The sequence below is a fragment of the Bacteroides faecis genome, assembly GCF_020091505.1.
In the GTDB taxonomy this organism is placed as follows: Bacteria; Bacteroidota; Bacteroidia; order Bacteroidales; family Bacteroidaceae; genus Bacteroides; species Bacteroides faecis.
On sequence record NZ_CP081916.1, the window covers coordinates 3,123,528 to 3,145,513 of the forward strand.

Annotated in this window: 21 protein-coding genes and 2 pseudogenes; 16 read left to right on the plus strand and 7 right to left on the minus strand. The window is 46.8% G+C overall.

Annotation, left to right across the window (positions count from 1 at the left end; genetic code table 11):
* Positions 1 to 3 precede the first annotated feature (3 nt).
* From K6V30_RS11975 to K6V30_RS12030, 14 genes and pseudogenes are all read left to right on the plus strand, one after another.
* Positions 4 to 2,400, plus strand: a pseudogene (locus K6V30_RS11975) (TraG family conjugative transposon ATPase).
* Positions 2,401 to 2,969: 569 nt separating this feature from the next.
* Complete coding sequence (locus tag K6V30_RS11980) at positions 2,970 to 4,793, plus strand: reverse transcriptase domain-containing protein (protein WP_055270625.1); 1,824 nt, start codon at positions 2,970 to 2,972, stop codon at positions 4,791 to 4,793.
* Positions 4,794 to 5,037: 244 nt separating this feature from the next.
* Positions 5,038 to 5,169: a hypothetical protein gene (locus K6V30_RS25205; RefSeq protein WP_005655090.1), complete on the plus strand. Its 132-nt coding sequence runs from the start codon at positions 5,038 to 5,040 to the stop codon at positions 5,167 to 5,169.
* A complete protein-coding gene (locus K6V30_RS11985) occupies positions 5,170 to 5,445 on the plus strand; it encodes a hypothetical protein (protein WP_175354021.1) in 276 nt (91 codons plus the stop codon).
* Between the two features lie 3 nt (positions 5,446 to 5,448).
* On the plus strand, positions 5,449 to 6,078 hold the full coding sequence (locus K6V30_RS11990; protein WP_224207300.1) for a DUF4141 domain-containing protein: 630 nt from the start codon (positions 5,449 to 5,451) through the stop codon (positions 6,076 to 6,078).
* 27 nt (positions 6,079 to 6,105) lie between these two features.
* Positions 6,106 to 7,119 carry a conjugative transposon protein TraJ gene (traJ, locus tag K6V30_RS11995; protein ID WP_224207301.1) on the plus strand — a complete coding sequence of 338 codons (1,014 nt, stop codon included), beginning with the start codon at positions 6,106 to 6,108 and terminating at the stop codon, positions 7,117 to 7,119.
* Between the two features lie 43 nt (positions 7,120 to 7,162).
* A pseudogene (gene traK / locus K6V30_RS12000) lies at positions 7,163 to 7,786 on the plus strand (conjugative transposon protein TraK).
* Positions 7,776 to 8,066: a hypothetical protein gene (locus K6V30_RS12005; protein ID WP_060386371.1), complete on the plus strand. Its 291-nt coding sequence runs from the start codon at positions 7,776 to 7,778 to the stop codon at positions 8,064 to 8,066. Before traK ends, K6V30_RS12005 begins: the two are co-directional and overlap by 11 nt.
* Positions 8,050 to 8,880 (plus strand): conjugative transposon protein TraM, encoded by an 831-nt coding sequence (locus K6V30_RS12010; protein ID WP_309559887.1) that lies wholly within the window; start codon positions 8,050 to 8,052, stop codon positions 8,878 to 8,880. Before K6V30_RS12005 ends, K6V30_RS12010 begins: the two co-directional genes overlap by 17 nt.
* Positions 8,881 to 8,910: 30 nt before the next feature.
* Positions 8,911 to 9,297: a conjugative transposon protein TraM gene (gene traM, locus K6V30_RS25295; protein WP_309559888.1), complete on the plus strand. Its 387-nt coding sequence runs from the start codon at positions 8,911 to 8,913 to the stop codon at positions 9,295 to 9,297.
* Between the two features lie 4 nt (positions 9,298 to 9,301).
* On the plus strand, positions 9,302 to 10,201 hold the full coding sequence (gene traN, locus K6V30_RS12015; RefSeq protein ID WP_224207302.1) for a conjugative transposon protein TraN: 900 nt from the start codon (positions 9,302 to 9,304) through the stop codon (positions 10,199 to 10,201).
* A gap of 18 nt (positions 10,202 to 10,219) precedes the next feature.
* Entirely contained in the window at positions 10,220 to 10,810 is a 591-nt protein-coding gene (locus K6V30_RS12020; protein ID WP_008781898.1) for a conjugal transfer protein TraO, read from the plus strand.
* Between the two features lie 26 nt (positions 10,811 to 10,836).
* Positions 10,837 to 11,298, plus strand: a complete 462-nt coding sequence (locus tag K6V30_RS12025) for a TraQ conjugal transfer family protein (RefSeq protein WP_120139982.1) — start codon at positions 10,837 to 10,839, stop codon at positions 11,296 to 11,298.
* 156 nt (positions 11,299 to 11,454) lie between these two features.
* The gene (locus K6V30_RS12030) at positions 11,455 to 12,366 is read left to right on the plus strand and encodes a M48 family metalloprotease (protein WP_224207303.1); all 912 of its coding nucleotides are present in this window, start codon (positions 11,455 to 11,457) and stop codon (positions 12,364 to 12,366) included.
* Between the two features lie 21 nt (positions 12,367 to 12,387).
* Here K6V30_RS12030 and K6V30_RS12035 read toward each other — a convergent pair whose 3' ends face one another.
* From K6V30_RS12035 to K6V30_RS12060, 6 genes are all read right to left on the minus strand, one after another.
* Complete coding sequence (locus K6V30_RS12035; protein WP_135187231.1) at positions 12,388 to 12,849, minus strand: hypothetical protein; 462 nt, start codon at positions 12,847 to 12,849, stop codon at positions 12,388 to 12,390.
* 359 nt (positions 12,850 to 13,208) lie between these two features.
* Positions 13,209 to 13,448, minus strand: coding sequence for a hypothetical protein (locus K6V30_RS12040; RefSeq protein ID WP_060386384.1), 240 nt, complete (start codon positions 13,446 to 13,448; stop codon positions 13,209 to 13,211).
* 128 nt (positions 13,449 to 13,576) lie between these two features.
* On the minus strand, positions 13,577 to 15,511 hold the full coding sequence (locus K6V30_RS12045; RefSeq protein WP_224207304.1) for a ParB/RepB/Spo0J family partition protein: 1,935 nt from the start codon (positions 15,509 to 15,511) through the stop codon (positions 13,577 to 13,579).
* A 25-nt stretch (positions 15,512 to 15,536) separates the two neighbouring features.
* Complete coding sequence (locus K6V30_RS12050; RefSeq protein WP_224207305.1) at positions 15,537 to 16,127, minus strand: hypothetical protein; 591 nt, start codon at positions 16,125 to 16,127, stop codon at positions 15,537 to 15,539.
* Positions 16,128 to 16,192: 65 nt separating this feature from the next.
* A complete protein-coding gene (locus tag K6V30_RS12055) occupies positions 16,193 to 17,209 on the minus strand; it encodes a fusion protein (protein ID WP_224207306.1) in 1,017 nt (338 codons plus the stop codon).
* Between the two features lie 32 nt (positions 17,210 to 17,241).
* On the minus strand, positions 17,242 to 17,496 hold the full coding sequence (locus K6V30_RS12060) for a hypothetical protein (protein ID WP_224207307.1): 255 nt from the start codon (positions 17,494 to 17,496) through the stop codon (positions 17,242 to 17,244).
* A gap of 1,021 nt (positions 17,497 to 18,517) precedes the next feature.
* On the opposite strand from K6V30_RS12060, the gene K6V30_RS12065 reads away from it, so the two are divergent.
* Positions 18,518 to 19,462, plus strand: coding sequence for a site-specific integrase (locus K6V30_RS12065; protein WP_224207080.1), 945 nt, complete (start codon positions 18,518 to 18,520; stop codon positions 19,460 to 19,462).
* 274 nt (positions 19,463 to 19,736) lie between these two features.
* Here the strand turns inward: K6V30_RS12065 and K6V30_RS12070 are convergent, their stop codons facing one another.
* The gene (locus tag K6V30_RS12070; RefSeq protein WP_224207081.1) at positions 19,737 to 20,633 is read right to left on the minus strand and encodes a helix-turn-helix domain-containing protein; all 897 of its coding nucleotides are present in this window, start codon (positions 20,631 to 20,633) and stop codon (positions 19,737 to 19,739) included.
* A 249-nt stretch (positions 20,634 to 20,882) separates the two neighbouring features.
* Here K6V30_RS12070 and K6V30_RS12075 point away from each other — a divergent pair, with 249 nt between their 5' ends.
* Positions 20,883 to 21,977, plus strand: coding sequence for a transcriptional regulator (locus K6V30_RS12075; protein ID WP_224207082.1), 1,095 nt, complete (start codon positions 20,883 to 20,885; stop codon positions 21,975 to 21,977).
* The last annotated feature ends 9 nt before the right edge of the window (positions 21,978 to 21,986 follow it).

The window sequence follows — 21,986 nt, forward strand, 5'->3', positions numbered from 1 at the left end:
ATCATGAGAAGTACATTGACAACATCCACACTGGAAAGCAAATTCCCCGTCATGGCGGTGGAGCACGGCTGCATCGTCAGCAAGGACGCCGACATCACGGTGGCTTTCCGGGTGACACTGCCGGAAGTGTTTTCGGTATCATCCGCGGAATATGAGGCGATGCACGCCACATGAGCCAAGGCAATCAAGGTATTGCCGAACTATTCAATCATCCACAAGCAGGATATTTTCATCACGGAGAAATACAGGCCCGACATCGGAAAAGACGGCCCGGGCTTCCTCTCCCGCAGTTTTGAACGCCACTTCAACGAACGGCCCTACCTCAACCACACCTGCTACCTGTTTCTCACCAAGACCACCAGGGAACGCTCCCGGCAGCAGAGCAACTGGAACACGCTGTGCCGGAAATTTCTGGTGCCGAAGGAGATACAGGACAGGGAGACGATGGAGCGTTTCATGGAGTCGGTGGGACAGTTCGAGAGTATCGTGAATGACAGCGGCCTTGCCAGGCTGGAGCGGCTGTCCACGGAAGAGATAACGGGAACGGAAGACTGCCCGGGCATCATCGAGAGGTACCTGACCCTGTCTTCGGACGGAAGCGTCATGTTGCAGGACATGCAGCTGAACCCGGACGGGATGCGTATCGGCGACAAACGGCTCTGCCTGCATACCCTTTCCGACCTCGACGACCTGCCGGGCAGGGTACGGACCGACGGACGCTATGAGCGTCTTTCCACGGACCGCTCGGACTGCCGCCTGAGCTATGCCTCGCCCGTGGGTATCATGCTTCCCTGCGACCATATCTACAACCAGTGGATATTCATAGACGACAGCAGCGAGAACCTCGCCCGTTTTGAGAAGACGGCGAAGAACATGCAGTCGCTTTCACGCTACAGCCGGAGCAACCAGATAAACAAGGAATGGCTGGACGAATACCTGAACGTGGCGCACACCAACGGGCTGCAATCCGTCCGCTGCCATTGCAACGTGATTGCATGGGCCGAAAACGGGGATGAGCTGCGGCGGGTGAAGAACGACGTGGGCAGCGCACTGGCGCTGATGGAATGCACACCCCGCCATAATACCACCGACCTGCCGGTCCTTTACTGGGCGGGCATACCGGGAAACGAGGCGGACTTCCCTTCGGAAGAGAGCTTCTACACGTTCACCGAACAGGCACTATGCTTCTTTACGGCAGAAACCTGCTACCGGAACTCGCTCTCCCCCTTCGGGCTGCGCATGGTGGACCGGCTGACGGGAAAGCCCGTCTTCCTCGATATTTCGGATTTGCCCATGAAGAAGGGTATAGTGACCAACAGGAACAAGTTCATCCTCGGCCCGTCGGGCAGCGGAAAGAGCTTTTTCACTAACCATATGGTGAGGCAGTATTGGGAACAAGGTACCCATATCCTGCTGGTGGATACCGGAAATTCATACAAGGGGCTGTGCGACCTGATCCGCCGGAAGACGAACGGGGATGACGGAGTGTATTTCACTTACCAGGAAAATGACCCGATTTCCTTCAATCCGTTCTTCACCGAGGATTACCGGTATGACATCGAGAAGCGGGACAGCATCAAGACGCTGATTCTGACTTTATGGAAAAGAGAGGACGAACCGCCCCGGCGCTCGGAAGAGGTGGCGCTCTCGAACGCAGTCAGCCTGTATATCGAGAAGATAAAGAAGAACCGGAAGATAAAGCCGAACTTCAACTCGTTCTATGACTTTGTAAGGAAAGACTACCGCAAGGTGCTGGCGGACAAGAACGTGCGCGAGAAGGACTTTGACGTGGACGGTTTTCTGAACGTGCTGGAGCCCTATTACAAGAACGGTGAATACGGGTATCTGCTGAACTCGGACAAGGAACTGGATTTACTGAACAAGCGGTTCATCGTATTCGAACTGGATGTCGTGAAGGATAATCCCATACTTTTTCCGGTGGTGACTATCATTATCATGGAGACTTTCATTAATAAAATGAGACGCTTGCAGGGTATCCGCAAGATGATACTGATTGAGGAAGCATGAAAGGCAATCGCCAAGGAAGGTATGGCAAACTACATCCGTTATCTCTTCAAGACGGTCAGAAAATTTTTCGGCGAAGCCGTTGTGGTGACGCAGGAAGTGGACGATATTATCTCTTCCCCCATTGTGAAAGAGACGATTATCAACAATTCGGACTGCAAGATACTGCTTGACCAACGAAAATACCAGAACAAGTTCGACCAGATACAGAACCTGCTCGGCCTGACGGACAAGGAACGCTCACAGATACTTTCCATCAATCTTGCCAATGCGGCCAACCGGCTTTATAAAGAGGTCTGGATAGGGCTTGGCGGTACACAAAGTGCGGTATATGCGACAGAAGTTTCGGCTGAAGAGTACCTTGTGCGCCCGTAAAAGGGAATTTGACGAATGTCGCTTTGGCAAGCGACTGGGCAAGTGTTTAGAATGCCTATTAACAACCGCTAACCGGAGGGGAAAACCCCACAAGGGAACATAGCACGTTGGTAAAGCCATAAGTCAGCCAACTGTCAGGCTGCGACCGAATGGCAAGTTAAAATGATAGATATGAGGATAAAGCCTGTATTGGTTGAACGATAGTCCGAGCAGTCGTATCCTTGGGCAATGACGGAAGACAGTTGAATAATTCTTCGGAATTATACCGTTATGTTGCGGTACTACACTGATGACAGGTAGCAGGAGTAGCATAAACTTACCGCAAGGCAACTACCATAAGTAGTAAAGGACGAAAGTCGTATCCGACAATCTATCGAGCCAAATAGTCGTCAAATTTCTAAACGGGGATTGCCTAAACCGGAAAGCCAGTTGTAGGGCTATGGGGTCTGCCCCTGAATATCCGGCATGGCAACGGAGCTTCCATAGTAGTCTGAGCAGGGTAAGGTCCTGTACATGGCGAAGGGGAGCAGCTAATTAAGTTTAACAATTTAAAGGAAGATGTGAGAGACATGAGAAATCCAGAAAATGTGTTGAACAGTCTGAGTAAACACAGCGGTAACTTGAACTATAAGTTTGAGCGGCTGTATAGAGTGCTGTTTAATGAGGAAATGTTTTATGTAGCCTATCAGAATATTTACAGCAAGACAGGCAACATGACGGCAGGAGCCGATGGTAAAACCATTGACGGAATGAGCATTGACCGAGTTGAACAATTGATTGATAGTCTCAAAAATGAGACTTATCAGCCTAATCCGTCCAAAAGGACGTACATACCTAAGAAAAACGGGAAAAAACGTCCGCTTGGCATACCCTCTTTTGATGATAAGCTGGTACAGGAAGTAGTTAGAATGATACTTGAAGCAATCTATGAAGGCAGTTTTGAACATACTTCACATGGGTTTCGTCCCAAACGAAGTTGTCATACTGCTCTTATAGATATACAAAAGACATTCACTGCCGTGAAATGGTTTATTGAAGGCGATATTAAAGGATTCTTCGACAATATCAATCATGACGTATTGATTAATATTCTTCGGGAACGTATCGCTGACGAAAGATTTTTGCGGCTTATCCGAAAGTTCCTGAATGCCGGATATGTGGAAGACTGGGTATTTCATAGAACGTACAGTGGAACTCCACAAGGCGGGATTATCAGCCCAATACTGGCTAATATCTACCTTGACAAGCTCGACAAGTACATCAAGGAATACACCAATCGGTTTAATAAAGGGGTAACGAGAAAAGGCGATGCTCGATACAAGCTCTACGAACAGCGGAGATACCGACTGGCAAAGAAGCAAAAGAATGAGAAAGATGTAAAGGTAAGGGAACAGATGACCGCTGAAATTAAGCGGCTACGAGAAGAACGGAACAACTATCCGGCACGTAATGAAATGGACAGCAGTATCAAACGGTTAAAATATGTGAGATACGCAGATGATTTTCTGATTGGAATTACCGGTAGTCTGGAAGACTGTAAAACAGTAAAAGAGGATATTAAGAACTATTTGAATGAAGCTCTTAAACTGGAACTGTCAGACGAAAAGACACTGATAACCAATGCGCAAAAGCCAGCAAAATTTCTCGGATATGACGTATTTATCCGCAGGTGTAATGATTTACGCAAGGATAAGTTCGGTAGAACGGTTAGGGCATTCGGACACAAGCCTGTCTTGTATCTGAATTTTGAAACGATGCGGAAGAAACTCTTTGATTACAAGGTCGCAAGAATAGCGGTTGTCAATGGTAAAGAGGTTTGGAAATCTATCGTCAGAACGTACATGCTGAACTTGGATGACTTGGAAATAGTCAGTCAGTTCAATGCCGAAATCCGAGGGTTCTATAATTACTACTCAATAGCCAATAATAGCTATGTCATCAATTCTTTCTATCACATTATGTCATACAGTATGTATAAGGTATTTGCGAACAAATACAAATCATCTGTAAAGAAAATCCTTCTGAAATATAAAAAGAATAAGGTTTTCCAAGTGGCATATGAAAATAGCAAGGGTAAGACACTTTACCAATCATTTTATCATGATGGTTTCAAACGCAAAAAGGTTGCAGGTAATATTTACTGTGACACTATTCCACGGACAGTTTCCATAACAGGTGGACGTAACAGCCTTATGGAAAGGCTGAAACTCCAAGTCTGCGAATTATGCGGTGCTACCGATAAACTCGAAATGCATCACGTTCGCAAACTTAAAGACCTGAAAGGTAAATCCGACTGGGAAAAGAGAATGATAGCCCGAAGACGAAAAACTTTGGCTGTCTGCTCAAAGTGTCATGCAAAGATAGACCCCGACCGAAGAATCAGACTGAATTAATTAGTGGAGAGCCGGATACAGGGAGACTTGTAAGTCCGGTTCGGAGGCGAGTACTCGGAAACCTATCATAGAAATATGACAAGGCGCTGGGTGCTTAGCCTACTGCTACACCACTGAAGAAACTGAAAAACTGGAACTTACCAGGCTTACGGAAAAGCTGGATGGAAACATCGAGCTGGCTATCAGACAGCTTGCCGAAAACAAGCGGCAGGAAAACAAACAATCCTTTAATCCATAAAACACAATGAGTAAGAAAGATTTATTAAGCCAATGCAGGGAAGCGCTCGGAGACGCCACCCTGACCAATCTGGACCTGCTGAACCTGATTGGGGAGATGAGAAAGGAACTGGAACATGACCGCATCTGCGGGCACTGAATGAACAGGGAAGACGGCTCAACGCTGACCATCCGTAAATCCAACCGGCTGACGGACGGCTTCAAGGGATACAAGGCTACGCTGTTCGCCGGAGAAAGGGCCTACGTTGAAATCAATATCCCGCTGCGCGGCGGTGACGACCTTTTCCTGCACGGGAACAGGGATGCCGGATGCATCGGGTATTTTTCAGGCAGCGAGGTGTTGCTGTTCGGCAGTTACGGTCTGTTTGCCCGTGACGACGACAGCCGGTATTTACTGACTAAAGAAAGGAGATAGGGCATGAAGAAGAGAACGATAATTTTGTTTATGGCATTGTCATCCCTTTCAGTGACAAGCAAGGCGCAATGGGCGGTGATAGACCCCACGAACCTCGCACAGAGTATCGTGAACTCGGCCAACGAAATCGTACAGACCTCCTCGACGGCACAGAACATGTGGAGCAACTTTCAGGAGACTGTAAAGATTTACGAGCAAGGGAAGGCCTATTACGATGCCTTGAAGTCGGTGCATGACCTGGTAAAGGGCGCCCGCAAGGTGCAGCAGACCATCCTTCTGGTGGGTGACATCAGCGACATCTACGTGACGAACTTCAACACGATGACGGGCGACCCCAACTTTACGGTGGAAGAGCTATCGGCCATCGCTTTCGGGTACAACAGACTGCTCAAGGAAAGCAGCGACCTGCTGCTGGACTTGAAGGAAGTGACCACGGCAACCGGACTCTCGATGACGGACAAGGAACGGCTGGACATCATCAACCGGATATACGGCGAGGTGCTGGAATACAAGAACCTGACATGGTACTATACCCGCAAGAACATCGGCGTGTCGTACCTGCGGAGCAAGGAAAAGGGGGATGCCGCACGGGTGCTCTCCCTGTACGGGACACACGAGCAGCGTTACTGGTAATCATTCATCCGTTAAATCAAGAAGACTATGTTATTATTATCAATAGACTGGACAAACCTTCACGAGCTTCTGCGCTCGCTGTATGATGAAATGATGCCGCTGTGTGAAGACATGGCTTCGGTAGCGAAGGGAGTGGCGGGCCTCGGTGCCTTGTTCTATGTGGCCTACCGGGTATGGCAGTCCCTTGCCCGGGCCGAGCCGATAGACGTGTTCCCCCTGTTCCGGCCCTTCGTGCTGGGGCTTTGCATCATGTTTTTTCCGACTATGGTACTGGGCACAATCAACGGGATTCTTTCTCCCGTATGCAAAGCGACTTCCTCCCTGGTCGAACAGCAGACCTTCGACATGAGGAAATACCAGGAAGAGAAAGACAGGCTGAAACGCGAGGCGATGCTGCGTGACCCGGCGAAGGCCTTCCTTGTGAGCGACGAGGCGTATGACAAGAGGCTGGACGAACTGGGCTGGTCGCTGGGGGACATGGACACGATGATAAACATGTACGGACAGAAGAAGATATACGAACTCGGCGAGAAAATCCGGGGATGGTTCCGCGAACTGCTGGAACTCTTCTTCCAGGCGGCCTCGCTGCTGATAGACACGCTGAGGACCTTCTTCCTGATCGTACTGTCCATCCTGGGACCTGTCTCCTTCGCGCTGGCCGTCTATGACGGATTCCATAGCACGCTGACCACCTGGCTGTCCCGGTATATCTGCATCTATCTGTGGCTGCCGGTGAGCGACCTGTTCGGAGCGGTCCTCTCGCGCATACAGATACTGATGTTGCAGCAGGACATAGAGAAGATGCAGGACCCGGCATTCATACCGGACTCGTCGGGGAAAGTGTACTGCATTTTCATGATTATAGGTATCATCGGTTACTTCTGTGTCCCCACCGTTTCATCGTGGATTATCCAGGCGGGCGGTGCCGGAGCTTACGGACAGAAGGCAAACGGTGCCGGAAAGATGGCCGGTAACGGTGCCGCGGCGGTAGGCGGTGCAGCAGGCGGAGCGATAGCCGGACGTATCAAGAAAATGTTCTAACCTTACATCAATAATTGTATAACATTAAAAACAGAACAAGAAAATGGAATTCAAATCATTAAAGAACATCGAGACATCGTTCCGGCAGCTACGGCTGTTCGGGATGATATTCCTGGGGGCGTGTACGCTGGTAACGGTATTTTCCGTATGAAAGGCTTATGATTTCGCCGAGGCGCAGCGACAGAAAATCTATGTGTTGGACAGCGGAAAATCACTGATGCTGGCCCTTTCGCAGGACGTGCAGCAGAACCGTCCGGTGGAAGCGAGGGAACATATCAGGCGTTTCCATGAGCTGTTCTTCTCCCTGTCACCGGACAAGAGCGCCATTGAAAGCAATGTGCAGCGTGCCCTTTACCTTTCGGATGAAAGCGCCATCGGCTACTACCGGAACTTGCAGGAAAAAGGCTATTTCAACCGTATGATAGCGGGAAACATTTCGCAGACGCTGACGGTGGACAGCATAAGGGGGAACTTCGACAGTTATCCCTATCGGATGAAGGCCTATTGCCGGCAGCACATCATCCGTTCGAGCAGCGTTACCGAAAGGTCGCTTGTCACCACCTGCCATCTGAGGAACGTCACCCGGAGTGACAACAACCCGCAGGGCTTTCTGATAGAGAGTTTTACTATCATCGAAAACAGGGACATCGGACAGTATGAAAGATAAGGGGATAAAAAAGGTCTTCCACCCGTTCAGAACGGGGATAGACCGCCATATGGCCGGACTCCGCAGACGCTGGCTGCGGTTGAGCTGCCGGCAGCAAAAGGTTATCATCCTTTACCTGCTCGGACTCTTCGCCGCCATCGACCTTGCCTGCATCGTGGGCGGTTTCTGCGGAACAGACAAATTTCCGATTGAGGTACGGCATCTCCAAAGGATTGCGTTTCCCCAGACGGACAGTATCCAACCATTAAAAAACAATATATCCAATGACACAATCCGATAAGAAAGAAAAGGAGAAGGAAATGCGGAAAGCGGAGTCCGTACCCGAAAAGGGGAAACAGTTAAGCCGCAAGGCTGCCGACAAGCTGAAATTCTATGGCGTGGCGGCTGTTCTGTCCCTGCTTTGCGCCGGGTTCATCTGGTTTATCTTCAAGCCGGACACAACGGAAACGGTGGAAGGGACGGCAGGCATCAATACAACGATACCCGACGCTATCGCACCGGAAACGATGACCGACAAACAGAAGGCTTACGAACTGGAGCGGATGAAGAAGCGCAGGCAGGAAAAGGTAAGAACCTTGCAGGACATGGCGGACGATTACCTGATACCGGACACGTCGGACGGGCTGAAGCCGGAAAAGGCGGAACCGGAACAGGACGCTATCCGGGAGTCACGGCAACAGCAACAACAAATATCAAGACAGATAGCCTCGTTCTATCAGAAACCGAAAGACAATCCCAGGGTAAGCGATCTGGAACGGCAGGTGAAGGAGCTTAATGAAAAGCTGGAACGGAAGGGACAAGATCCGCTGGAACTGATGGAAAAGTCGTATGAGATGGCGGCACGCTATTTTCCCGGTCAGGCAGGCGGGCAGGTGAAAAGTATACAATCGGGCGGTCCGTCCGGCAACCCTGCCGCCATAGCCGCCGGACGTGCCACGGAAAGCGTGGTCTCGTCGCTGGCTGCACCACCGGCTCCCGACACGATACCCCGCAATTACGGTTTTGCCACGGCAGTAGGTGCCGGACAGCCTGCCGGAACCAATACGATACGTGCCTGCGTGGCTGAAGACCAGACGGTGACCACCGGGGCATGACTGAAGTTCCGGCTGCTGGAACCGCTGCAAGTGGGCGGCGTGCCTGTGCCTACCAATACTCCGCTATATGGCACGGTGCGTATCGAGGGGCAACGGATGGCGGTCACGGTAAACTCCATAGAGAGCGGCGGCAGTATTCTGCCGGTGGAACTGGTGGCTTACGATATGGACGGGCAGGAAGGACTTTTCGTCCCGAACACAGCGGAACGTACCGCCATGAAAGAAGCCGCCGCCAATATCGGGGGCAGTTTCGGGACAAGCATCTCATTCGCACGCAGTGCCTCGCAGCAACTGGTCATGGACGTGACAAGGGGCGTGCTTGGCGGCGGGTCGCAATACCTGGCCACAAAGATGCGTGAGGTGAAGGTGGCCGTGAAAGCAAATTATCAACTTCTATTAATCTCAAAAAAACAGTAATCAGATGAAGACAAGAATTATTTTATCATTAGTAATGCTTTTGACCGTATTGTCGGTAAAGGCGCAGGAATCCGTGGAAACAAGGATTTTCCCCACCAATCAGATTATCGCACCGCATCTCATCGAGGTGACTTTCTCGAAGACCGTACATATCCTGTTCCCTTCGGAAGTGAAATATGTGGATTTGGGCTCCTATGACATCATTGCCGACAAAGCTACGGGTGCGGAGAATGTGGTACGTATCAAGTCTGCCGTAAAGGACTTTGAGGGTGAGACGAACTTCTCGGTCATTACGGCTGACGGCTGCTTCTATTCCTTTAATGTGGTATATAAGAATGAACCGGCACAACTTTCCATTGAGATGGAAGACTGGCTGCGGAAGAACCCGATGGGCGGGGCGGCTGACGACCGCATGTTCGTGAAACTGAAGGAACTCGGCGGGGAGACACCGCTGGTGGTGAACCGCGTCATGTACACGCTGTATAAGAAGAACAAAAGGGACATCAGGCATATCGGCTGCAAGAAGTACGGCATACAGACCCTGCTCAAAGGAATCTATATCAACAATGACCTGCTGTACCTGCATACTTCCCTGCGCAACACCTCGGACATATCGTTCGACATTGACCATATCCGTTTCAAGGTGGTCGACAAGAAGGTGGCCAGGCGCACGGCCATGCAGGAGAATATTATAGAGCCGGTAAGGACTTACAACCGTCTGACAACGGTGGACGGCAAGGCCACGGTACGCAACATCTTCGTGTTGCCCAAGCTGACACTGCCGGATGACAAGATGCTGGTAGTGGAGATTTACGAAAAGGGTGGTGCCCGTCACCAGTCGTTCCGCATAGAGAATACAGACCTTGTGGCGGCAAAACCAATCAGTGAGCTGCACCTGAAATAATAACCTATATATAATATAATGTATATGCAAAGAATATTATTCATATTGACAGCTGCTGTATTGTCGCTCCTTGCGGGTGAAGCATACGCGCAGCGTGACTTGCCGGGGCAGACGGGCATACAGTTTACGACGGGCGGGGTGAATCATTTCCTTTCATGGAAGAGTGGCGGTGAACGCCACTACTTCACCTCGCTGGCCTTTACACATACCAACCGTAACCGTACCTATTGGCTGTATGGCCTGGATTATCAGATAAAGGAGTACACCTATGAAAATAAGGCGATACCCAAAGCGCAGTTCACAGGGGAACTCGGTTACTTTATTCCCGTATTGTGGGACAAGGGCCGGAATGTATGTCTACGTATCGGACTCTCGGCATTGGGCGGTTTCGAGACGGTCAACCGGGGAACCTCCCTGCTTCCTGACGGGGCGACGGTGACAAACGGTGACTGCTTTATCTATGGCGGTGGGCTGACTGCGGCCTTTGAGACTTATCTGACCGACCGGGTGATGCTCCTGCTGCAAGTCAAGGAAAGGGCCCTGTTCGGAACGGATGCGGGTAATTTCCATACGCAGGTAGGACTGGGAGTCCGCCTTATCATTAACTAATGAAAAGAGAAAGGAGAAACTTAAAAATGAAAAATGTACTATATATATGTATAGGCGCACTCTTTGCGGTGCTGGCCTTCGGTTCCTGCAACGATGCTATAGACATCCGGCAGGATTATGATTTCAGCCTCTCGTCATGGTATCTGCAAGAACAGATTGAAACGGGTGAAACGGTGGAGATACGCTTTTATCTTGACCGTGAAGGGGACTATGAAAAGGCGGAGTATGAAATCGGTTACATCCAGATGGAAGGCAAGGGAGAGGTGACGGACAGTGAAGGCGTAAGACTCGTCAACCGGGAAGTGAGGCCGTTGGCGGAAGTGCCGGAACTGGATAGGGAAAATCCGGTCAGGCAGGTATTCACCCTCTTTTACCGTTCGACAAGTGCCAGACGCTCGGAACTGAAATTCTTTGTCCGGGACAATTTCGGACAGGAAAGGGAACTGACAGTAACATTTGACACTGCGAATGATACGGCTGGAGAATAGCCGTTGTCAGGCCGGTCAGGAAAAACGGTGGGGTATCCCGCCGTTCTTGATTTTATGAAATTTGCTTAATGAAAACAAAGGAATGAGTAATTGTTTCCTATTGCACGGAATTTGTTTCTATATTTAGCCGGAAGTTAATTAATCAATCAGATACGTATGAAAACAGCACTCAGGATATTCCGCATTTTATTCAAATTGCTTCTGCTCTCTTATGTGGCGGTGGTAAACATTATTCTTATATCGGCCTTTTATGTCCTGCTACTGGCTGTCGTGGAATGGGTGTCCCCTTCCTTCCTGCCGGGATTGTTTGCCCGATACGGCTTTGCGCATCATCTGGTCTGTTCATTGCCTTTCTATATGGTCTTGCTTTATATTCTGTACAGCCTTTCACCGCTGAACGTATGGCTGATGCGGATGAAAGAGGGTTACAGACCGCTGGGCGGTGAGGAACGGGTACGGCTGGAACGCCTGCTTTCGGAAATGGGGATGGAGAGGAAACTGAATATCTACCGCAACAGGGATGCACGCACGAACGCCGTGACCTTCGGTTTCAATACCATCGGTCTGACGGACGGCATACTCCGGGTGGCTACGGATGAGGAACTCAAAGGGATAATCAGTCACGAGGTGGGGCATATCTCGCATTATGATTTCGTCTATCAGGTTCTTCTTTTCTCGATGCAGTCGCTGGGCTACCGTTGTCTGTACGGGCTGTTCCTTCTTCCTGCACTGTTTTTCGGATTGATAGGCAATCTGGTAATCGCCGTGGTCCCGGCTGTCCGTTTCGCCGTAGCGGGGATGGCAAAGCTCTGGTGGAGCCTTTATAAACTGCTGCATCATACGATTTACGGCATCAGCCGGATAGCAGACGTGAATATCAACAAATATGCCGAATACCGTTGCGACACGTATGCGGTACGTTACGGTTGCGGGGAGGGCCTGCTCTCGTTCCTGCGTCGGCTGGAGGTGGCGGAAACGGGTGGGGAGCGGCCTTCGTTCACCGAATATATCATGAGCACGCATCCATCAACCGAAAAACGGATTGTCCGGCTGGAAAAGTTGTTGTAACCTGCGATAAAGAATAGATGCCTATATCATTTTGCGGATATTGGTACAAGGAGTGGCGGACATGCGTATCCGCTGCATTTCCAAAGAAAAGTCCTCGTAATAACAGATGATATGGCCTGCGGCAAGCGCACCGGTGAGGCTGTCTTTCTCTGAAAGCGTCTCCTTGCTGTCCGCCTTCTTTATCAGGTCATCATATAAGGCGCAATACACTTTGTCGGTATCTGCCGGATAGCGTGTGCCGGTGATGACGGCTGAAAGATGTATCTCCGGGCATTTGTCCGCTTCACGGAGCATGATGGCCGTATCTGCCGCCAATAATCCGATATAGGTATTCAGATTGCAGGAGAACATGCGGTATCCTTCATCATAAAGTGCAAGAATAATACGGTAGAGTTCCATACGGATATTGTTTTCCCTGAACCGGTCGTATCGGCTTGTCTTTTCAATGGTACAGCCTGTAACGGCAACATTCCTGTCATACATATTTCCATGAGTTTTTTTGTTAATGCCTTGTCCGTAATTACTGTTAAGTACCGAAAAAAGCACGGAACTTAACAAGTCCGAACACAGGCACGACCAAGCGCCTCGCAGGAGACGAGTTAAGTCCGTGCCAATGGATATGACAAGGACTCCGCTCGTTTATTCTCCTGCATTAAAATTGGTCGTTTCGTGTTCGGGAATAAACAGCTAAAAGCTATTCTAATATGTTATCATTCAAATTCTTTAATCTTATAACCTTCTTTTTTTGATTCAACCCTGCAAAAATAGAAAAAAGCCGGGCAACCGCATAGGGATTGCCCGACTTTTTTGAGAGGAAGTATTCAGGTGTGGGGTGTGGCAGGTCATTCCACCGGCTCGCCGCCATAGCGAAGGCGGCAGATTTCCTTGTGGATTTCACACATGATATGCAGCTGCATCCGCTTGCTGATATGGCGGCTTTGGGAACGCATGAACAGACGGTTTTCTATCAGGCTGCAAAACTTCGTGCCCTCCCTGCTTACAATGCAGACAATCTGATTTTCAAGGAAAAAATCCCTGTCGGTGGAATACTCCACGTCCGGGAACATTCTTATATATTTCATTCGCTAATATTTTAAAAGGTTTTACGGTGGCGGTGTGGGTGGGGTCGTCCGGCCCTGCCCTCTGTTCTCTTGGGGCGGTGAAAAAGATGTGCCGGATGTTGTTTCCGGCACATGCTTTCCGCTTGGTGTCAGGCGGCTTTTCCGCTTTCGGGCTTCTCTGTTTTCGGGGCGGTGGTCTTCTTTTCCGTCTTTTCTGTCGTCTGCTGTTTTTCGGCTTCCCTGGCAGCTTTCTTTTCCGCTTTCTTCATTTCCTTTATCCTTTCCTCCAAACGTTCATGCCGTTTCTGATATTCTTCCTCGTGGGTGGCTTTGACAAGTCCGTATTGGTCGGGGAAGTGCATGTTTGCGAAGTCCCTCAGCAGCTTGGATGCGTTGTTGTCTCCGTGGCCGTTCTCACAAAGGAAGTGGCTGATGAAGTCCCGTTTGATTACCGTCTTTTGTGCGTCCGTCAGTTTGGCAACGATTTTCATCCGCTGTTTCTCGTCCAATGCGAAAGGCTGGTCCTTGATGCCGAAAAGCGGGAAATGTCTCCTTTGAAGTTGGGCAAGCATGGCAAAATAAACCATACCGTCTTCGTACTGCGTGAACGGGCTTTCGGGATAGTCGTTCTCCCGGACAATCTTTTTCGTATCGGCAACGGTCTTTTCGATGGAAAGCTGTTTGAAACGCTTGTCCCTTTCCTGCAATGTCCCGATAGTGACGGGGGCGGTTTCCTTCCTGTTTATCTCCACGTAGCAGAGTTCGGGTTCTGTCTGTCCTACCTTTACATAGGTCTTTATCCTGCCTTCCTCCTTCATGCGGTCAAGTTCCTCCACCTTTCGGGCATATTCCTCGTTTCTGCGCTCAAATGTCTGCACCGCCTGTTCGTACTCTTTCGTTTGGGTGAACTGCTCTTTCTTCGGTGCTTCGGGTGCTTTGGGGAATTCCCTTGCCGATACGTTGTAGTCAAGTTCCTTGATTTCATGCCCTTTCTTGTCCAATTTCTGTAGTGCCATATCGTTACGGCTTCCGTAGTAGGGGCGTGCGACAACCAGCTTCGGATCGGATTTCAAAAGTTTCTCCGTCTCTTTTGCCACATGGGCTGCGTTCTTGGCTTCCAGACATTTGCGGTTGGTGCAGTGTCCGCACCCGTTATGCTCGGCAAAGAGGTTGTAATTGGCTGCGTTGTGTACGCATGTCTTGCATTCCGTCTTGTCGAACTTGTATTGCCCAAGGTCGGTGGTATAGTATTTTTCAAAGTACCTTTTGAAGAGGTTCAATGTATATCCCGTCCAATCCTCACCGTTCCCCTCTTTGAGGTGCTTCTCGTACACGTCTTTTTGTATATCGGGCTCATAGGTGCTTATCTCCTCGGCTACGCTGACAGTGATTGTTTCATTGTCCAACAGTTCACCGACAGGCGCATAGAGTTCGTTCAGTTTCAATCGGGTATAGATATATTTCTCGCTCCGTCCGAAACGGGCGGTCAGTGAATACATGTCATATCTGCCCTTTTCAAGCAACCGCTTGAACGCTTTTGCTTCTTCAGTGGGGCGTACCTGCTCACGCTGCAAGTTCTCGCTTAACGACATGTCTTCCGCTTCATCGTCCGTCACATTGTTATATATGGTTGCCTTTATGGTCTTTGCTCCTGCAAGCAATGAGGCACGGTAACGGCGTTCACCGTATATGATTTCATAACCGCCTTCCGTGCGTGGGCGTACTGCAATGGCCTGCAGGATTCCCACTTCCCGAATGCTTTCCGCAAGTTCCTGCAAGGATGCGTCATTGAACGTCTTGCGGTGGTTGTCCGTGCTTGGGTGTATGGTGGTGATGTCAAGGTCTGTTTCGGCTGTGGCCGTTGCAAGCGGTGTCTTGAACGTGGCCTGCTGCGGTGCTTCTTCCGTAACGGTGGGAACGGTTGCCGTTTCGGGTGCTTCTGTCACTTCGGTAGCCGTGGGCACGTCCTGCGGTGTGAGTAGTGTCATCGGTTTCGGGATGATTGCCAAAGCGGTTACCTTTACTGCATTTTCTTTCTCTGCTTTCTGTACGCTGTTCGTCTGTACTTTCTTGTTCGTTTTCATAATGATAAGTTTTAAATGTTGATAATTAATTGAATAGTTTTCCGTCTGAAAGGTATTCCCAACCGTTGGCGTTGCTTTCTTCCGTGAAGTATTCCAAAGTCCGGGTGCTTTCCATATCATCCCGACAAGCACGGAAAAAACTGTCGAGACATTCGTTCATAAGGCAGTCAAACGTGATATTTTCGGTGGGGGATTTCAAGAACTGATAAATCGGATCAAGAATACAGTTATCTATATAATAGCCCGTAAGGGGACAACAGGCATCTACAAATATCCTGCTTTTTCGTCCTTTCCTCCCTTTCCAAAAATATTTTGGCGTGTACAGGTCGTTCCAATGGTTGTTCATCAGATAGGCCGCCAACCGCCAACCGTTTAGCCCGTCTATGCAGTCTTCCTGCCTGCTGCGGTAGTCATAGCTGTAATTACATGCGTCATATCTCCAATTACGGCACACAATGCCGAAGCGTTCGCAAAAGGTATCAAGGGTCTGACGGTTCTCGTGTGTCCAACCGTAAAAATATCGGTTGCACAACCATTCGGTGTGTGCTTTCTCTTTGGCTTCCTCGGATAACTCGGTTATCCGATAGAGGGTGTATGTTCTTGTTTCCGTTCTCATGTCGTTACTTTTTTTATGGGTTCGTTGATAGGCGGGCGGATTGTTCCGCCCTGCCGTTCATGCTGTCATACACGGATGCACGTGGCGAGTGCTTCCCTTACTTTCGTTTCCTGCTTCTTGGAATATATCCACCCTGCACGCCTTTCGCCCTTATAGGTGAGGTTTGCACGGAACAGACCGTTCAAGTCTTTCAGAATGTCCTTTATCGGCCTGGTGTCACCGAATACGGCAATCGCCTTCTCGCTGTATTCCACGATTTCAAGACTGAGGGTTGAAAGGTCTGCGGTTGCTGTGGATTGTTCTGCCGTATCGCTGTTTCTCTGCGGTGCTTTCATACAAAGGTTGGCTTCATCCCCTGCGGTGTGCGCATACCGTTCTATGAATTTTTCAAGGTCGTGGATAGGCTCTTTCTCAACCGTCCAACCGCTGTACTTGTTCCTGCCCAAATACATACCGTCTCCCATGCTGTAATTTTCACGGTGTTCGTAATCTGCGTTATATTCCGCCAAATAGGCTGTTCCCTCAAAATTGGCGGCATGCTTGCGCATTTCTGAAAAGAGGTTGCGTGTATGTTTGGAAAAGCCTAAAATGACGGTTCTTGCTATACTGTAGTCATAATAGTCCGTATAGCTGTCGCACTCGTTTACCCGTAGTGTGCCGATAATGACCGCCTTTGCATCCGTCGGGACAAGGGGGCGCAAACGCTCCGCACCGATTTTGGCTATACGTCCGTATTCCTCTCTTGTTTCCTTCGCTTTCTTTTCTTCTTCGGCTTTCTTCTCTTTTGCCTTGGTGAGTAAAGCGGCTGTTTCCAACGGATCTAAAAACGTGGGATTCGCATCATCGTAATAGATGCCTATCCCGAATTTCTCCGACAACGGGCGGATAAGGTCGGAAGTGTGAAACTCGTGTGTTCGCAAATTGACAAGATGATAGGTTATTCCCCACCCGTTGCGGCTTACTTCATACACAACATAGCTGTCATAGCTGTAGCCTTCCAATACTACCACTTGATTGACTGAAACGGTCTGAACGCTTCTGTCGTAACTTCTGTTAGCTCCCAATAAATGTACTTTAGTCATAATGATTTGATTTTAAAATGATTCATATTCTGTCAGAGTATCACGCAAAGAACAAGGATGAAAAGAGCGAACACGCAAAGGATACGCCACACGGCACGGATGAGGAAAACCACCACCGCCAAAACTGCCGACATGGGCAGCACACCACCCAAAAAGGCACACACGAAACGCACCGCCACATAGACCACGAAACCGACCGGCGACCACTTCACCAAATTTTTAATGCCGGTTGGAGCGGAGCCGAAGCCTCGTTTCAAATCCTGCTGTATTTCAATTCTCTTTTTCATAACATTGACTTTTTTTTTTATGCCTTGTCGGTGGCTTCACCTTGCTCGTTTCAGGGGGCGGATACGGACGGGGAGAAAATATGCAAGGCTTTTGGTGAAAAATTTTCAACCGCCCGGCTGGACGGATTGAAAAATTTTCGCCAAAACCCGCAGGGCGCGAAGCGGCCTTGCAGATTTTTAGGGGCCCCGTCCGTAGCTTCGCACCCTGAAACCGGCAAGGTGGAGCTACTGACGGGATAAATAAAAATGGGAAAATCGTTATATGGGAAAAAGAGAATTGAAATGCGGCAGGATTCAAGAGCTGTTGCTTGATAGTATTTAAAAGACTGTCTGTTGTATATAAACTGTATAACTAACTGTCCTGAAGTTCGTTTCAAAGTTGGTGATGATTTTGAATTGATACAAATCAAACAAGTTTGTGATTTATATTGATTAAAAATGTCTAAGGAATACCCGCTTTGTTTATCTGAATGTTGGTAATATATTTAATTAGAAGAAAAAGAGGCTTATAAGAATTTTAAAGAACTTATTGATAAGGTGTCGGCAAACCATTGCTTTGAAAGGAAAAAACAAAAAGTTATCCTATGTTACTTTGTTTATCCGTTTCACGGATTTGTAGGATTGGTTAACTATTCGGTTAAAAGAGGAAATGCCAAAGTGTAGTTAATTTTTATTTACCATTAATTAAAAAAAACTTAATACTTCTTTGTTATGTTGAAAAATACGAAATAGAACCCTGCTCCTGAAAGGAATGGGGTAAAAAAGCTCCAAGCGAAATATTTTTAATATTATTTTGAATTTAGTAAGTTTAGGCTGACGGCTATGCCCTTTTTGCCCCCTCTTACGTTAAGTAGAAGGGGAGTTAGACTAGAAATAATGTATGAATATTAAGAGCTTAGATAATTTCTTATTTTAATATCAATATCATTTGTCTCAAATTGGATTAGAATTGTTGTATGAGGATAAGAATTTGGATTGCATGTTTTTATAATTAATAATATTTAATTAAGTAAAAGTGGAAATGAAACAAAAAAAGTTTAAAGAGAAAAAGCCAGGGAAGAATTTTTTTCAACTAGCAGAAGAGCGAATTCTACACTTCAAAAAACTAGGTAAAAAGAAGACTGCAAGCAATTATACTTGCGCTCTCAGGCATTTTAAACAGTTTAGAGAGGAAGAAGATATTGCTGTTGAAGATTTGAGCGTAGGGTTGATGAAGGACTTTCAGGCACATCTTATTAACGTTGGATTGGGGATGAATACAATCTCCTTGTATAATCGACAACTTCGTGCTATCTATAATTATGCACTGGATGAAGAGATTGTTCTGATAGACAGACGTCCTTTTCGTAAGTCTTTTACAGGCCAGGAGAAAACACGTAAAAGGGCTGTTTCTCATGAAAAAATCAGAAAACTTACCCATTTTTCTTTGGTAGGAAAGAACAAGTTGGAATTTGCACGTGACCTCTTCCTTTTTAGTATCTATATGCAGGGAATGCCGTTTGTAGATATTGCCTATTTGAAGAAAGAACAAGTGAAGAATGATTTTATTTCTTATAAACGGAAAAAAACTAACCGGCATTTGACTGTCAAACTGCATGAAAAAGCAAAGGCAATTATTCATAAATACAAGGTGAACGATCCGGACTGTCCGTATCTATTTCCCATTCTCTATAATCCACAGAGAAAAGTTTCTGTGGAATATTCCAGTGCCCTGCGGACTCATAACAATCGATTAAGACAAATATCGGAACTTATGGGGTTTGATGAGCTGTTGACATCATATGTTGCACGCCATACCTGGGCTTCTCAGGCAAGACAATGTGGAGTGCATGATACTGTTATCAGCGAAGCAATGGGACACAATAATCTTGAAACAACGACAATATATCTTACTTCACTGGATACAGGTTTGATAGCTTCCGCTAATTTTCAGGTAATCGCTTCCTTTGCAAGGAAACAAACATGACTTGTTGCAGAATTTTATTAAAAAAACTCTAATTTTCAAAGATTATGCTTGCTGATTTTATGTAAAGTATCTATATTTATATACTTTTTGTTTCCTCCTCTTCTCAAGAGGGAGAATATTATGCTTCATTCTCTTTTCAAGTGCAAAATTAACGAGAATTTACTATCCACAACACACAAAAACAGTCCATTTATCTACGAAAATGGACCAAATGTTTACTAGAATTAGGAAGAGAAAGCCCCTAATTATACCGAGTGATCTTGACATTTAAAAGTTACCCTTTGATGAAAGATCTCCATTCAAATCGTATTTTTCTGGGTGATTTTCCGAAATGTTCGCAGCAAAAGGCCGTCATATAGTTTTCCGAGAACTTGTATTTGTCTGCAAGTTCTGCAACGGAAGTTTTAGTGAAGATAAGATCATGAAATATTCTTTCTTTTTTCTTCTGTATCAGCCAATGCTTGGCAGAGGTTCCAAACGCTTGGTAAAACTTGCGTTTAAATGTGGTTGGAGACATGTGAAGTATATCCATCAATTCCTTGACTGTTTCAGTTTGGGTATAAGCGCTCAGTACTTTGACTTTAAAGTCATTGTCTATTCCGAGTATGGGCGAGAACAAAGCAGCCAATTGTTCTTTTTCATAAAGTCCGCGTAATTCCATGAAGATGATATCTCGCTTGAGTTTCTGATAGTGAATGCACCCTAAACCTGTGTTTAGCGTTTCAATGGCCGATTCAATTTCCTGTTTCAACACTTTGTGTAGTCGGAGTAGGCATAACCGAGTCTTGTCCGTATCGGTACAGTCATTCTGCTTGTACTTTACCAGTTGTCTAATGGCAAACTTGTTGCACAAAGGCATTTCCCAATCAAAAAGAGAATAAAATACTGTCGTATCTGTTTTAGTCTTTGAACAATAACTTTCACCGGCAGGTATTAAATACATTTGTCCACCGACCACCTTTTGATTGATGGTATAGCCCATGGACAGTTCCAATTCTCCGGAAAGGAGAAAGACTAATGCAGAGTGTTCTGTTTTGTCCCTGAAATAATAATCTCCGGCTTTTAAACTTACAACTTTTATGAGGGCCTGTTTGTCAGCTGCATAATTTTCACATTCCAGATGTTCACCAGCACATACCAGACCATTCTTTAAAATTTGTTTTTGCCTCATTTTGCTACTATTTTAATTACTATACATTAAATATCCCATACAGATACTACTTAGATTATTGTGTCTCTGTACGTAATATGTTATATATCAACAAAAAAATCCTCATTAAAAAAGACTGTTCTCCCTCTTGAGAAGAGGATAGACTATTATTTATATAGAGATTTGTTTACTAATTTGATTTTTTAACAGGCTAGATGGATAGTATTTTTGATTCAATAAGTTTTCAAAAGCGAGATGAGTCATTGCTATTTGGAACTACTTATCTATACATATTCAGATAAAATGTCAATGCCACTGTATAGTACAGACGATTTATCTGATTTAGGAAAAAATGATCAGGCCGGTACAGTTTGTGAAGCTGTTCCGGGAAAAGAAGTGTTTCCTGAATTTGAGGATAACTCTCCTTGGTTCTATCTTTTTACTTATCGCTCCAAAGCTGATAAAGTAAGTAAGAAGCTGCAAGAGAGATTCCAAACTTTTATCCATAAAACGGTAGTGTATAATCGTCATGGTAAAAATATAATTAAGGAAGAGAAACCTTCCGTACCCGGACTGATATTTGTGCGTGGGGATTGTTGTGATGCAATCCAGAAATTCCTTGATACTAACTTCCCCGGAATGTATCTAGTCAGGGATTATTATACAAAAAGAACAGTATCCATTCCACATAGAATGATGCTTCCTTTTATGAAAATCTCGCAATTGAGTGCGGATAGGATTCGTTTCATGCCTAATAGTTTTGGATATTATTCTTCCGGGCATACTTTGGTCACTGTCACGTCAGGTGTTTTGGCCGGTCTTGAAGGTTATATTGTGCGTATTGCACGTGAAAAGCGTCTTGTCATATCTGTAGGAAATATGACCGTAGCTATATCAGGAGTCAGCAAGGAGACTTTTGAAAATGCGGAAGAGTATATCAAATTGCGCAAGCTGCAACAAAATGATGCCTCTTCATCAAACTTCATTCATCTGACCTCAAGGCAGATGGAGATAGATAGTTGTTTTTTTCAACCTGAAAACCGAATAGATATCTTGGCCATTTCCCGAAGTTTGGATAAATGGATTACGCAGGCAAAATTTTTGGTGAAGGATGGAAAATACAGTGAAGCCATAGATATTACTATGTTTATTCTTGAAGAGATAGGGTGTAGAATACTCCATAAGGGAAAAAGTTCAAATATGGATAAAGTACAAGACATTATTGAGAATATTTGTAATGAGATAATTCTTGTTTTAGCCACTATGGAAGAGTCTGCGAAGGTTCCTACAGAACAGAAAGAACGCATAGTAATGGAGAAACAGTCGTTAGTTATACGGTTTCCGTTTTTGCCTATTTCAGATTAAAAATATATT